Genomic DNA, 14,824 nt, shown 5'->3' with positions numbered 1-14,824 from the left:
AGGCGGAAGAACAGTAGGTTCAGGTGTTGTTACTAAAATTGTTGAGTAATTTTTGATTTTTAGGACTGGGTTTCTAGACCTGGTCCTTTTAAAAAGTATTTTTAAATTTAATTGACATATAAACTAAGTTGTGATAAATTATTAAAGTAATGCATAATTTAAGGCTAGTAAAAGATATATTAATAGTTTACATATACGACTATATCAGGAGGTGTAAGTAATGAGAGTAAAAGTAACATTAGCATGTACAGATTGCAAACAAAGAAATTACAACACAATGAAGAACAAAAAAAATGATCCAGATAGATTGGAAATGAGAAAATATTGCCCATTTTGCCATAAACATACATCTCATAAAGAAACAAAATAATAATTTATAGAGGCATATGATAAATATTTTTCAAGGATGTGAAAAAAATGGCTGTACAAAATAGTGCAAAGAAAACAAAGAAATCAGCAGCGTCCGGAAATAGTTTTATTAACTTTTTTATAGACTTAAAAGCAGAAACTAAAAGAATAACTTGGGCCTCTAAGGAGAAAGTAAAGAAGTCAACAGCAACAGTTTTGATATTTTGTCTTATTTATATAGTAATTGTTGGATTACTAGATGTAGGATTTAAAAATTTGTTTAGTGTAATTTTTAAATAAAGGAAAAGAAGGAGGTAGGGGTCGAGAAAAGATTCCCGTCCCTTGAGCTATGGCAGAGAGAGCTAGATGGTATGTTGTTCATACATATTCTGGTTACGAGAACAAAGTTAAAGCCAATTTAGAGAAAACTATTGAAAATAGAAATCTTTATGATTGGATAGATGATGTTCAAGTTCCCATGGAAGAACAAGTTGAAGTAAAAGATGGAAAAAGAAAAGTAACATTAAAAAAGGTATTTCCAGGATATGTTTTAATACACATGGTAATGACAGATGATTCTTGGTATGTAGTTAGAAATACTAGAGGAGTAACAGGATTTGTAGGTCCAGGATCTAAACCAGTTGCACTCACAGATGAAGAAGTTGTATCTATGGGAATAGCTGAAAAAGCTATTAATGTAGATGTGGAAGTAGGAGAAAACATTAAAGTTAAATCTGGTCCTCTTGAAAACTTCCCAGCTGTTATCCAAGAAATCAATGCTGAAAAGAAAAAAATTAAAGCGCTAGTTAACATGTTTGGCAGGGAAACACCTGTTGAACTTGATTTTAATCAAATAGAAAAACTAGATTAGTCTATAAGGCGAGAGCCTTAATAAGTGGGAGGACAAAGTCCGTATTAACCACATTTTAGGAGGTGTAAATTCATGGCTAAAAAAGTAGTAGGAATGATTAAACTTCAGCTTGCTGCAGGAAAAGCAACTCCAGCACCACCAGTTGGACCAGCACTTGGACAGCATGGTGTAAACATAATGGGATTCTGTAAAGAATTTAATGCTAAAACTGCTAGTCAAGCAGGATTAATAATTCCAGTAGTAATTACTGTATATCAGGATAGATCATTTAGTTTTATACTAAAGACTCCACCAGCAGCAGTATTACTTAAAAAAGCAGTAGGAATAGAAAGCGGTTCTGGTGTACCGAACAAAACTAAGGTTGCTAAAGTTACAAAGGATCAGTTAAGACAAATAGCTGAAACAAAAATGCCAGACCTAAATGCAGGATCAGTTGAAGCTGCTATGAGTATGATAGCAGGAACAGCTAGAAGCATGGGAATAACTGTAGAAGAATAATCTGGTCTAATATGGTGGGAGGTAAAAACCGTTAAAACCACGAAGGAGGATTAATAATGGGAAAAAATTACAAGGAAAGCGCTAAGTTAGTTGATAAGAATGTATTATATACACCTTCAGAAGCTATGGAACTTGCAGTAAAAACATCAAAGGCTAAATTTGATGAAACTATAGAAGTAGCTTTAAGACTTGGGGTTGATCCAAGACATGCAGATCAACAAGTTAGAGGAGCAGTAGTACTTCCTCATGGAACAGGAAAAAAAGTTAGAGTTTTAGTTTTTGCTAAAGGCGAAAAAGCAAAAGAAGCTGAAGCAGCAGGTGCTGAATTCGTTGGAGCAGAAGAACTTGTTCAAAAAATTCAAAAAGAAAATTGGTTTGATTTTGATGTAGTAGTTGCAACTCCAGATATGATGGGTGTTGTTGGTAGATTAGGTAGAGTATTAGGACCTAAAGGATTAATGCCAAATCCAAAATCAGGAACAGTTACTTTTGATGTTTCAAAAGCAATAGCTGATATCAAAGCTGGTAAAGTTGAATACAGAGTTGATAAGACTGCTATAGTTCACGTTGCAATGGGAAAGAAATCTTTTGGTGAACAAAAGTTATCTGAAAACTTCCATGTGTTGATGGAAGCTGTAGTTAAAGCTAAACCAGCAGCAGCAAAAGGTCAATACTTGAAGTCAGTAGTAGTTTCAAGTACTATGGGACCAGGAATTAAAATAAATCCAACAAAAGTTTTAGAGTAGTATTGACATAGATTTTAAATTTATGTATAATTCAAAGGGTTAACAAGTAAATATTCCGTAGACAGTGGGTGCGAAAGCGTAACGTTAACAACCCACCGAGGGTTCCAATATAAAGATTATGGTTGGTCTCTCTGCGTCTTCGGAGGGACCTTTAAATTTTGTATAATTGCAGTATAAACTGTGAGGAGGTGGACACACAGTGGGAAAAAATAGACAATTAAAAGAAGCTAAAGTTTTAGAGATAAAAGAAAAGATGGAAAAAGCACAAGGTATAATCTTTGCTCAATATCAAGGATTAACAGTTGAAGAAGATACAATGCTTAGATCGAAGCTAAGAGAAGCTGGTGTTGAATATAAAGTTTATAAGAATACTTTAACTACATTAGCAGCAAAAGAATTAGGACTTGGTGAAATAGAAAGTGTACTTCAAGGTCCTTTATCAGTAGCATTTGGATATGAAGATCCAACTGCTCCAGCAAGAATACTTAATGATTTTGCAAAAGATCATAAAAAATTAGAACTTAAAGGTGGAATAGTTCAAGGAGAAATCTTTGATGCTGATAAAGTTAAACAACTTGCAACAATACCACCAAAAGAAGTTCTTATTGCAAAATTACTTGGAAGCTTCAAGGCTCCATTATCAAATCTTGCATACTTATTAAATGCTATTAAAGAAAAAAAAGAATCAGAAGAAGCTTAATTTAAAAAAGAGAAATTTTGGAGGTGTCTAATAATGACAAGAGAAGAAATAATTCAAGCTATAAAAGAAATGAGCGTTTTAGAATTAAACGAATTAGTTAAAGCATGTGAAGAAGAATTTGGTGTAAGTGCTGCTGCTCCAGTTGCTGTTGCAGGTGGTGCTGTTGCAGGTGGTGCTGCTGCAGAAGAAAAAACTGAATTTGATGTAGTATTAGCAGAAGCAGGTTCAGAAAAAATCAAAGTTATAAAAGCTGTTAGAGAGATAACAGGATTAGGATTGAAAGAAGCTAAAGAAGTAGTTGATGGAGCTCCTAAGACATTAAAAGAAGGCGTAAGTAAAGAAGATGCTGAAGCTATAAAAACTAAGCTTACAGAAGTTGGAGCTACTGTTGAAATAAAATAGTAATTCACAAATTAAAGAGGCACTTTATAAAAAGTGCCTCTTTTTTAAAACATTTTATATAATTGCAGAAAGCAATTGACAATTTAAACATATTATGATAAAATAATAAATTGCATTGATTAATTAGAAATTAAACATGAATTTAATTTTTAATTTAAATGATTTGAATTAATTATGAAAAATAGGTTATAATAATTTGATGGTAATGTAATCAATCCAGAAGCACCTACTACATAAGAAAGTTGTGTTTTTGGTTATTTTTAGTTTATGCAAGGGGTGAGAGTCAATGGTACATCCTGTCCAGGTTGGTAAGAGAACAAGAATGAGCTTTTCCAAACTTAAAGAAGTAGGTGAAATGCCTAATTTAATTGAGGTGCAGCTAAATTCCTATAATTGGTTTTTAAAGGAAGGTTTACAGGAAGTATTTGATGATATTAATCCTATTCAGGATTATACAGCTAATCTAAATCTAGAATTTGTTGGATACAAACTAGATATGGATAATATTAAATACACTGTTGAAGAATGTAAAGAAAGAGATGCTACGTATGCAGCGCCTTTAAAAGTAAAAGTTAGACTATTAAACAAAGAGACTGGTGAAGTAAAAGAACAGGAAGTTTTCATGGGAGATTTTCCTCTTATGACAGAGCAAGGAACCTTTATTATTAATGGAGCTGAAAGAGTAATAGTTAGTCAATTGGTAAGGTCACCAGGTGTATATTATGATATGTCAGTTGATAAAACAGGTAAAAAACTTTTTTCTGCAACAGTAATACCAAATAGAGGTGCTTGGTTAGAATATGAAACAGATTCCAATGACATAATATATGTAAGAATAGATAAAACAAGAAAATTACCTATAACTATTCTTGCAAGAGCAATGGGTTATGGAACAGATGCCGAAATTACTGAGTTTTTTGGTGAAGATGAAAGATTAAAAGCAACAATAGAAAAAGATAATACAAAAACACGTGAAGAAGCGCTACTTGAAATATATAAAAGATTAAGACCAGGTGAACCACCTACGGTTGATAGTGCTCAATCACTTATTGAATCATTATTTTTTGACCCTAAGAGATATGATCTTTCAAGGGTTGGAAGATATAAGTTTAATAAAAAGTTGGCTTTAAATCTTAGAATTGCCAATCAGATATCTGCACAAGATATTGTTAACCCACAAACAGGTGAAATACTTGTTGAAAAAGGTGAAAAAATAAGTAGAGAAAAAGCCCTAGAAATTCAAAATTGTGGTGTTAATACAGTAGATATTCAACTTGATGACAGAGTTATAAAAATTATAGGTAACAGCTTTGTAAACATACATAATTTTGTGGACTTTAATATAGATGACTTAAATATAAAAGAACTTGTACATTATCCTACTTTAAAACAAATATTGGATAATTATAGTGATGAAGATAGTATAAAAGAACAAATTAAAAAGAATATACATGCATTGATACCAAAACATATAATAAGAGATGATATATATACTACTATAAATTATGAACTAGGATTACCATATGAGATTGGTCATACAGATGATATTGATCATCTTGGTAATAGAAGGCTTAGATCTGTTGGTGAATTACTTCAGAATCAATTTAGAATAGGCCTATCTAGAATGGAAAGAGTAGTTAAAGAAAGAATGACTATTCAAGACCAAGAAGTTATAACTCCACAAGCTTTGATAAATATTAGACCTGTGGCAGCTGCTATAAAAGAATTCTTTGGTAGTTCACAGCTTTCACAGTTTATGGATCAGACAAATCCATTGTCAGAACTTACTCATAAAAGAAGATTATCAGCATTAGGGCCAGGTGGACTTTCAAGGGAAAGAGCTGGTTTCGAAGTTAGAGACGTTCATCATTCACATTATGGTAGAATGTGTCCTATAGAAACACCAGAAGGTCCAAATATAGGACTTATTAACTCGTTGGCTGCTTATGCAAAGGTAAATGAGTATGGATTTATAGAAACACCTTACAGAGTAATAGATAAAAAGAATGGTATAGTTCAAAAGAAAATAGTATATATGACAGCAGACGAAGAAGATGAATATGTCATTGCACAGGCAAACGAACCGCTTGATGAAGAAGGCCATTTTATAGATAGTAAGGTAACGGTAAGAGATCAAGAAGATGTACTTGTAGTTCCGGCACAAGATGTTGATCTCATGGATATATCTGCAAGACAGATAGTTTCTGTAGCTACAGCTATGATACCGTTTCTTGAAAATGATGATGCCAGCCGTGCACTTATGGGATCTAACATGCAGCGTCAAGCAGTACCTCTATTAAAACCTCAAGCTCCTATAGTAGGAACGGGTATAGAGTTTAAAGCAGCTGTAGATTCAGGGGTTCTTCCTAAGGCTAAAAATGCTGGAACAGTTGTTTATGTTAGTGCTAATGAAGTAAGAGTAAAAAGAGATTCAGATGGCGGCATAGATACCTACAGACTTTTAAAATTTAAAAGATCTAACCAAAGTTCATGTATAAACCAAAGACCTATAGTAAGTAAAGGTGAAAAAGTAGATAAGGGAACAGTATTATCAGATGGACCATCTACAGACCTTGGAGAAATTGCATTAGGTAAAAACATAAGAATGGGATTTATAACATGGGAAGGTTATAACTATGAAGATGCTATGCTTATATCTGAAGAACTAGTTAAAAAAGATGTATTTACATCAATTCATATAGAAGAATATGAAGCAGAAGCAAGAGATACAAAATTAGGACCAGAAGAAATAACAAGAGATATACCAAATGTTGGTGAAGATGCTTTAAAGGATATAGATGAAAGAGGAATAATAAGAATAGGTGCTGAAGTAAGATCTGGAGATATATTAGTAGGTAAAGTTACTCCAAAGGGAGAAACGGAACTTACGGCAGAAGAAAGATTGCTTAGAGCAATATTCGGAGAAAAGGCTAGGGAAGTAAGAGATACTTCACTTAGAGTACCTCATGGTGAAGCTGGTATAATTGTAGATGTGAAAATATTTACAAGAGAAAATGGAGATGAGCTTCCACCAGGAGTCAATAAGTTAGTTAGATGCTATATAGTTCAAAAGAGAAAAATATCTGTAGGAGATAAAATGGCAGGAAGACACGGTAACAAAGGTGTTATATCAAGAGTGTTACCAGAAGAAGATATGCCTTTCTTACCAGATGGAAGACCACTTCAAATATGTTTGAATCCTCTAGGAGTTCCTTCTCGTATGAACATAGGTCAGGTACTTGAAGTCCATTTAGGATGGGCAGCTAGTGAAATGGGATGGCATATAGCAACTCCTGTATTTGATGGAGCAACAGAAGAAGATATAGTACAATGCTTAAAGGATGCAGGATATGATGAGACTGGAAAAACAGTACTATATGATGGAAGAACTGGAGACGCATTTGACAATCCAGTAACAGTTGGATACATGTATATATTAAAACTTGCACATTTGGTTGATGATAAAATACATGCTAGATCTACTGGACCATATTCATTAGTTACTCAACAGCCATTAGGTGGTAAAGCACAGTTCGGAGGACAAAGATTTGGAGAAATGGAAGTTTGGGCTTTAGAAGCATATGGTGCTGCTCATACACTTCAAGAAATATTAACAGTTAAATCTGATGACGTTGTAGGAAGAGTTAAGACTTATGAAGCTATTGTTAAGGGTGAGAATATACCAGAACCTGGAGTTCCTGAATCATTTAAGGTTCTTATAAAAGAATTGCAGGCTTTATGCTTAGATGTGAAAGTTCTTAATGATGACAATCAAGAAGTTAAATTAAAAGAATCCGTAGATGAAGAAATACAAGATTTAGGTGTAAATATAGAAGGAAGCGAAGAGTTCGTTCCACCAACTCCAACTGATGATTATGTTGAATCTGAAGATAGTGAAGAAGATCTAGAACTTGACTATGATGATTTATCTTTAGATGAACTTCAAGGTAATTTAGAAATAGATGATTTTAATGACGAACATTAGGAAGGGAGGATGTACCCTTGTTTGAATTAAATAATTTTGATGCATTACAAATAGGGTTGGCTTCACCAGAAAAAATAAGAGAGTGGTCAAGAGGTGAAGTAAAAAAGCCTGAAACAATAAATTACAGAACTTTGAAACCTGAAAGAGACGGGCTATTTTGTGAAAGAATTTTTGGACCTATAAAAGACTGGGAATGTCACTGTGGTAAATATAAAAGAATAAGATATAAAGGCATAGTATGTGATAGATGTGGTGTTGAAGTTACTAAAGCCAAAGTAAGGCGTGAGAGAATGGGCCATATAGAATTGGCGGCACCAGTATCTCATATTTGGTACTTTAAGGGAATACCATCACGTATGGGACTTATATTAGATATGTCACCAAGAGCGCTAGAAAAAATACTATATTTTGCATCTTATGTTGTGTTGGATCCTAAAGAAACTCCATTACTAAAAAAACAATTGCTAAATGAAAAAGAATATAGAGAAGCTGTTGATAAATATGGTGATGAAAGTTTTGTTGCTGGAATGGGTGCTGAATCTGTTAAAAGACTTTTAGAAGAAATAGATTTGGAACAATCATCTATTGAGTTAAAAGAGGATTTAAAAAATAGCACAGGACAAAAGAAAGTAAGAATAATAAGAAGACTTGAGGTAGTAGAGTCATTTAGAAAGTCTAGGAATAGGCCTGAATGGATGATCATAGATGTAATTCCTGTAATTCCTCCAGATTTGAGACCTATGGTTCAACTTGATGGTGGAAGATTTGCAACATCAGATTTAAATGACCTTTACAGAAGAGTTATTAATAGAAATAATAGACTTAAAAAGCTTTTAGATTTAGGTGCGCCAGACATAATAGTTAGAAACGAGAAAAGGATGCTTCAAGAAGCAGTAGATGCACTTATAGATAATGGAAGAAGGGGAAGACCAGTAACTGGTCCTGGAAACAGACCTCTAAAATCATTATCTGATATGTTAAAGGGTAAGCAAGGAAGATTCAGGCAAAACTTGCTTGGAAAACGTGTTGACTACTCAGGTCGTTCAGTTATAGTTGTTGGACCTGAACTTAAGATGTATCAGTGCGGACTTCCAAAAGAAATGGCACTTGAATTATTTAAACCTTTTGTAATGAAAAAGCTTGTTGAAAGTGGAGTAGCACATAATATAAAGAGTGCTAAGAGAATGGTTGAAAGAGTTCAATCTCAAGTATGGGATGTGCTTGAAGAAGTAATATCTGATCATCCAGTACTTTTAAACCGTGCTCCGACTCTTCATAGATTGGGAATTCAAGCATTTCAACCTGTACTTGTAGAAGGCAGAGCGATAAAACTTCATCCTTTAGCATGTACAGCATATAATGCGGATTTTGATGGAGACCAAATGGCAGTCCATGTTCCACTATCTGTTGAAGCACAATCAGAAGCTAGATTTTTAATGCTTGCTGCACATAACATAATGAAACCATCAGATGGTAAGCCAGTTGTTATTCCTACTCAGGATATGGTACTAGGATCATATTATCTAACAATAGATAAGGATGGAGAATTAGGAGAAGGAAGATATTTCTCATCACCGGATGAAGTAATTATGGTTTATCAACTAAAACAAATCAGTATTCATGCTAAGATAAAAGTAAAAATGAGCAAAATTGAAGATGGAAAACTTGTTACTGGAATAATAGATACAACACCAGGAAAAATAATATTTAATGAATCAATACCACAAAATTTAGGATTTATAGATAGAAGTCTTCCAGAAAATGAGTTTAAATTAGAAGTAGATTTTCTTGTAACAAAGAAAAATCTTGGTAAAATTATAGATAAATGTTACATGAGACATGGAGCTACTAAAACATCTATAATGCTTGATAAGATAAAAGCTAAGGGATATCACTATTCAAGTATAGGAGCTATTACAGTTTCTACTTCAGATATGGAAGTACCTGAAGCTAAGAAAACATTACTTGCAGAAACTGATGCAGCAGTTGATAAAATTCAGAAAATGTATAGAAGAGGGTTCATATCTGAAGATGAAAGGTATGAAAGAGTTATAGAAAGATGGACTAAAACAACAGAAGACGTTGCAGATGCACTTATGGATAACTTGGATAGATTTAATCCAATATTCATGATGGCCGACTCAGGAGCTAGAGGTTCTAAGAGTCAAATTAAGCAGCTTGCTGGTATGAGAGGCCTTATGGCTAACCCATCTGGTAAGATTATAGAATTGCCTATAAGAGCTTCGTTCAGAGAAGGTCTGAACGTAATGGAATACTTTATATCAACTCACGGAGCTAGAAAAGGTAATGCGGATACTGCTTTAAAGACTGCAGACTCAGGATATTTGACAAGAAGGTTAGTTGATGTAAGCCAGGATGTTATAGTAAGAGAAGAAGATTGTGGAACACAAGAAGGATACGATGTTTCTGAAATAAAAGAAGGAAACGAAGTAATAGAGAGCTTAGCTGAAAGGCTTACAGGAAGATATTCAGCAGAAGATATAATAGATCCAAATACTGGTGAAATATTAGTTCATAAAAATGATTACATGGATAATAAGATTGCAGAGAAAGTTGATAACTTAGGAATCAAAAAAGTAACAATTAGATCTGTATTCACATGTAAATCTAAACATGGAGTATGTTCAAAATGTTATGGAATGAATATGGCTACTGCTCAAAAAATAAGTATGGGAGAATCTGTTGGTATAATAGCAGCACAAAGTATAGGAGAACCCGGTACTCAGCTTACTATGAGAACTTTCCATACTGGTGGAGTTGCTGGATCTGATATAACTCAAGGTCTTCCAAGAGTTGAGGAATTATTTGAGGCTAGAAAACCTAAAGGTCTTGCTATAGTAAGTGAAGTCTCTGGTACTGTAAAAATGGAAGAAACTAAGAAGAAGAGAACTATTTCTGTAATTACAGATGCAGGTGAAGAAGTAACTTATGATATACCATTTGGTTCAAGAATTAAGGTATCTAATGGAGATGCAATAAGTGCTGGAGATGAAATAACCGAAGGTTCTGTTAATCCGCATGATATAATAAGAATTAAAGGTGTTTTAGGAGTTAAAAATTATCTTCTATCTGAAGTTCAAAAAGTTTATAGATTACAAGGTGTTGATATAAATGACAAACATCTTGAAGTAGTAGTAAGACAGATGACAAGAAAAATAAAAATAGAAGACTCTGGTGATACAGAATTATTACCAGGAACAATGATAGATATGTTTGATTTTGATGAAGAAAATGCAAAAGCAGAAGCTAGAGGTGAAAGACCAGCACAAGGTAGAGTTGCATTACTTGGTATAACTAAAGCTGCTTTGGCTACAGATTCATTCCTTTCAGCTGCTTCATTCCAAGAAACGACAAGAGTACTTACTGATGCAGCTATTAAAGGAAAAGTTGATCCTCTACTAGGATTAAAAGAAAATGTAATCATTGGTAAGTTAATACCTGCTGGAACAGGTATGACAAGGTATAGATCTATCAAAATCAATACTGAAAAAGAATCAGAGGAAAAACAAATTAGTAATAATGAAATAGAAGTGTAACAATTTGTTGACATAGTAGATTTAAAATGATAAAATACATCTGTATGTTTTTGAAAGAGACAAAGTTTTTATAACTTTGTCTCCATAGCACTGTAAGGGAGGAAAAGTAATAATGATTCTTAGACTTGAAGGCAATAAGGTTGTTGGTGTAAAACAAACAATTAAAGCTATAAAATCAGGAGCTGTAAAAACTGTTTATATAGCAAAAGATGCCGATGATAAGTTTATACAACCAGTAAGGTTATTAGTTGAGGAAGAATCCTTAGAACTAGTATATGTAGACAGTATGAAAGAATTAGGAAAACTTTGTGGAATAGACGTTGGAGCAGCAACGGCAGCAGTGTTAAAAGATTAAATTTTTAATTTAAATAGCTTACAGATATAATTTAACATAAATTTTAATTTGTTATTTTTGGTAGCTTCTTAGATAATTTTCTAAGTTAGTTTATATTTTTAAAGGAGGTGTAAATATGCCAACTATAAGCCAGTTAGTAAGAAAAGGCAGAAAGACAATAAGTTCTAAATCAACAGCACCAGCACTAAAGGAATGTCCTCAAAAAAGAGGAGTTTGTACAGTAGTAAAAACTACAACACCTAAAAAACCAAACTCAGCATTAAGAAAAATTGCTAGGGTTAGATTAACAAATGGGTTTGAAGTTACTGCTTACATTCCAGGTGTAGGCCATAACTTACAAGAGCATAGTGTTGTTCTTATAAGAGGAGGAAGAGTTAAAGACCTTCCTGGTGTTAGATATCATATCATCAGAGGTGCCTTAGACTCAGCAGGAGTTGCTAACAGATTACAGAGTAGATCAAAATACGGTGCTAAAAAGCCAAAGCAAAAATAATGCTTAGCTAAGTTGATTTGAAAAATAGTGCTATGTCTTCAGCATTTATATATAGATTTAATAAATAATTTGCAGAAGTACAGAGCACTTTACGGTAGAATACGAAAGTGTGATATCGAGTACCGATGAACTTAAATTTCACATTGTTAAGGAGGGAAGAAAAGTGCCAAGAAAAGGACATATTGCAAAAAGAGATGTATTACCAGATCCAGTTTACAATAGTAAGGTTGTCACTAAATTCATAAACAACGTAATGGAAGATGGTAAAAAAGGAGTAGCACAAAAAATATGCTACGAAGCTTTTGATATAATTCGTGAAAAGACAGGTAAAGAACCAATTGAGGTTTTTGAAGAGGCAATGAACAATGTAATGCCATTACTTGAAGTTAAAGCAAGAAGAATAGGTGGTGCTACATATCAAGTTCCAATAGAAGTTAGACCAGAAAGAAGACAGACATTAGGAATTAGATGGTTGCTTGCTGCAGCATCAAAAAGAGGCGAAAAATGTATGAGAGAAAGACTTTCAGCAGAATTAATGGATGCCGCTAATAATACTGGTGCAGCTGTTAAAAAGAGAGAAGATACTCATAAAATGGCTGAAGCTAATAAAGCTTTTGCACATTATAGATATTAATAATGAACAAAACTGTTTTGGCTTTTACCAAAGCAGTTTTGTCAAATTTAAATTTATACTTTAGAGGAGGAAAATTAAGTGGGAAGACAACATCCGTTAGACAAATATCGTAATATTGGAATAATGGCTCACATTGATGCAGGAAAAACTACTACAACAGAACGTATACTTTTTTATACCGGAAGAACTCATAAAATAGGAGAAGTTCATGAAGGTCAGGCTACAATGGACTGGATGGTTCAAGAACAAGAAAGAGGTATAACAATTACTTCGGCGGCAACTTTCTGTATGTGGAAAGACCACGCAATAAACATAATAGACACACCAGGACACGTGGATTTTACAGTAGAAGTTGAAAGATCACTAAGAGTTCTTGATGGAGCAGTTACTGTATTAGATGCAAAAGGCGGAGTTGAGCCTCAAACAGAAACTGTATGGAGACAGGCAGATAACTATAAAGTACCAAGAATGGTATATGTAAATAAGATGGATTCTACAGGTGCTGATTTCTATATGTGTGTAAATATGTTAAGAGATAGATTGCATTGTAATGCTATTCCAATACAATTACCAATAGGAGCTGAAGATAAGTTCCAAGGAATCATAGATCTTGTTAGTAATGAAGCTATAATATATGAAGATGATTTAGGAAAAGTTATGGACGAAGTTGCAATACCAGCAGAGCTACAAGATAAAGCATCAGAATATAGAACAGCTCTAATCGAAGCAGTTGCTGAACAAGATGAAGAATTAATGATGAAATATCTTGATGGAGAAGAATTAACTGTAGATGAAATAAAGATGGGTATTAGAAAGGGCGTTATAGCAAATGCTATAGTACCTGTTACATGTGGATCATCATATAAGAACAAGGGTGTTCAACCAATGATAGATGCTGTAGTTGACTATATGCCATCACCATTAGATATACCAGCAATTAAAGGAACAAATCCTGAAACTGGAGAAGATATGGAAAGACCAGCAGATGACAATGCTCCAATGTCAGCATTAGCATTTAAGATTGCTACAGACCCATTTGTTGGAAGACTAGCATTTACTAGAGTTTATTCAGGAATAATGAAGAGTGGTTCTTATGTATATAACTCAACTAAGGGTAAAAAAGAAAGAATCGGAAGACTTGTTAAGATGCATGCAAATCATAGAGAAGAAGTTGAAGAACTTCGTTCAGGAGATTTAGGTGCAATAGTTGGATTAAAAGAAACTACTACAGGTAATACTCTTTGTGATGAAGTAGATCCGATTGTACTTGAAAGTATGGAATTCCCAGAACCAGTTATAGAAGTAGCTATAGAGCCAAAAACAAAAGCTGGTCAAGAAAAAATGGGTATTGCATTAGCAAAACTTGCGGAAGAAGATCCTACATTTAAAACATTTACTAATCAAGAAACAGGACAGACAATTATAGCAGGTATGGGAGAACTTCACCTAGAAATAATTGCTGACAGACTTCAAAGAGAATTTAAAGTAGAATGTAATGTTGGTAAGCCACAAGTTGCTTACAAAGAAACTATTAGAAAAGCTGTTAAGGCTGAAGGTAAATTTGTTAGACAGTCTGGTGGACGTGGACAGTATGGTCATTGTTGGATAGAAATGGAACCAACAGAAGGCGAATATACATTTGAAAATGCTATCGTTGGTGGAGCTATTCCAAAGGAATATGTAGGACCAATCGATAATGGTATACGAGAAGCTTCAGAAAGTGGTATAGTAGCTGGATATCCAGTTATAAACTTCAAAGTTAAATTAGTTGATGGATCATACCATGATGTTGACTCATCAGAAATGGCATTTAAGATTGCAGGATCTATGGCATTTAAAAATGCTATGGGAAAAGCAGATCCAGCATTACTTGAGCCTATGATGAAAGTTGAAATAGTAATTCCAGAAGAGTACATGGGAGATGTAATAGGAGACGTTAATTCAAGAAGAGGTAGAATAGAAGGAATGGATCCAAGAGCAGGTGCTGAAGTAATAAGAGCATTTGTTCCACTTTCAGAAATGTTTGGATATGCAACTACATTGAGATCAAGAACTCAAGGCAGAGGAGTTTATTCAATGGTGTTTGATCATTATGAAGAAGTTCCAAAGAGTATTCAAGAGCAAATAGCTGGTAAAAAAGCTAATTAATTTAATACAAAAATAAATTGATTTTTGGGAGGAATAAAAATGTCAAAAGCAAAATATGAAAGAAACAAACCACATGTAAACATAGGA

Annotated in this window: 13 protein-coding genes and 1 other annotated feature; all 13 genes read left to right on the top strand. The window is 33.7% G+C overall.

The window, feature by feature from the left end:
- Positions 1-220 precede the first annotated feature (220 nt).
- The 13 genes from rpmG to fusA all read left to right on the top strand — a co-directional run bounded on the left by rpmG (position 221) and on the right by fusA (position 14,737).
- Positions 221-370, top strand: coding sequence for a 50S ribosomal protein L33 (gene rpmG / locus EG57_RS0204015; RefSeq protein ID WP_007063561.1), 150 nt, complete (start codon positions 221-223; stop codon positions 368-370).
- A gap of 47 nt (positions 371-417) precedes the next feature.
- Positions 418-648, top strand: a complete 231-nt coding sequence (gene secE / locus EG57_RS0204010; protein ID WP_029160292.1) for a preprotein translocase subunit SecE — start codon at positions 418-420, stop codon at positions 646-648.
- 49 nt (positions 649-697) lie between these two features.
- The gene (gene nusG / locus EG57_RS0204005) at positions 698-1,219 is read left to right on the top strand and encodes a transcription termination/antitermination protein NusG (protein ID WP_032075999.1); all 522 of its coding nucleotides are present in this window, start codon (positions 698-700) and stop codon (positions 1,217-1,219) included.
- A gap of 72 nt (positions 1,220-1,291) precedes the next feature.
- Positions 1,292-1,717, top strand: coding sequence for a 50S ribosomal protein L11 (rplK, locus tag EG57_RS0204000; RefSeq protein ID WP_007063564.1), 426 nt, complete (start codon positions 1,292-1,294; stop codon positions 1,715-1,717).
- A 56-nt stretch (positions 1,718-1,773) separates the two neighbouring features.
- Entirely contained in the window at positions 1,774-2,463 is a 690-nt protein-coding gene (gene rplA / locus EG57_RS0203995) for a 50S ribosomal protein L1 (protein WP_032075998.1), read from the top strand.
- Between the two features lie 37 nt (positions 2,464-2,500).
- Positions 2,501-2,628 (top strand) — a sequence feature (ribosomal protein L10 leader region).
- Between the two features lie 34 nt (positions 2,629-2,662).
- Positions 2,663-3,163, top strand: coding sequence for a 50S ribosomal protein L10 (gene rplJ, locus EG57_RS0203990; RefSeq protein ID WP_032075997.1), 501 nt, complete (start codon positions 2,663-2,665; stop codon positions 3,161-3,163).
- 33 nt (positions 3,164-3,196) lie between these two features.
- Positions 3,197-3,565 carry a 50S ribosomal protein L7/L12 gene (rplL, locus tag EG57_RS0203985; protein WP_032075996.1) on the top strand — a complete coding sequence of 123 codons (369 nt, stop codon included), beginning with the start codon at positions 3,197-3,199 and terminating at the stop codon, positions 3,563-3,565.
- Positions 3,566-3,851: 286 nt separating this feature from the next.
- A complete protein-coding gene (rpoB, locus tag EG57_RS0203980; protein ID WP_032075995.1) occupies positions 3,852-7,550 on the top strand; it encodes a DNA-directed RNA polymerase subunit beta in 3,699 nt (1,232 codons plus the stop codon).
- Between the two features lie 17 nt (positions 7,551-7,567).
- Complete coding sequence (rpoC, locus tag EG57_RS0203975) at positions 7,568-11,107, top strand: DNA-directed RNA polymerase subunit beta' (protein WP_032075994.1); 3,540 nt, start codon at positions 7,568-7,570, stop codon at positions 11,105-11,107.
- Between the two features lie 112 nt (positions 11,108-11,219).
- Positions 11,220-11,462 (top strand): ribosomal L7Ae/L30e/S12e/Gadd45 family protein, encoded by a 243-nt coding sequence (locus EG57_RS0203970; protein WP_032075993.1) that lies wholly within the window; start codon positions 11,220-11,222, stop codon positions 11,460-11,462.
- A gap of 115 nt (positions 11,463-11,577) precedes the next feature.
- The gene (rpsL, locus tag EG57_RS0203965; RefSeq protein ID WP_029160283.1) at positions 11,578-11,955 is read left to right on the top strand and encodes a 30S ribosomal protein S12; all 378 of its coding nucleotides are present in this window, start codon (positions 11,578-11,580) and stop codon (positions 11,953-11,955) included.
- Between the two features lie 163 nt (positions 11,956-12,118).
- Positions 12,119-12,589: a 30S ribosomal protein S7 gene (rpsG, locus tag EG57_RS0203960; RefSeq protein WP_007063572.1), complete on the top strand. Its 471-nt coding sequence runs from the start codon at positions 12,119-12,121 to the stop codon at positions 12,587-12,589.
- Between the two features lie 78 nt (positions 12,590-12,667).
- Positions 12,668-14,737, top strand: coding sequence for an elongation factor G (fusA, locus tag EG57_RS0203955; protein ID WP_032075992.1), 2,070 nt, complete (start codon positions 12,668-12,670; stop codon positions 14,735-14,737).
- The last annotated feature ends 87 nt before the right edge of the window (positions 14,738-14,824 follow it).

The organism is Clostridium drakei, from assembly GCF_000633595.2.
Classification (GTDB): Bacteria; Bacillota; Clostridia; order Clostridiales; family Clostridiaceae; genus Clostridium_AM; species Clostridium_AM drakei.
This window is presented reverse-complemented; position numbering and strand designations above follow the sequence as displayed.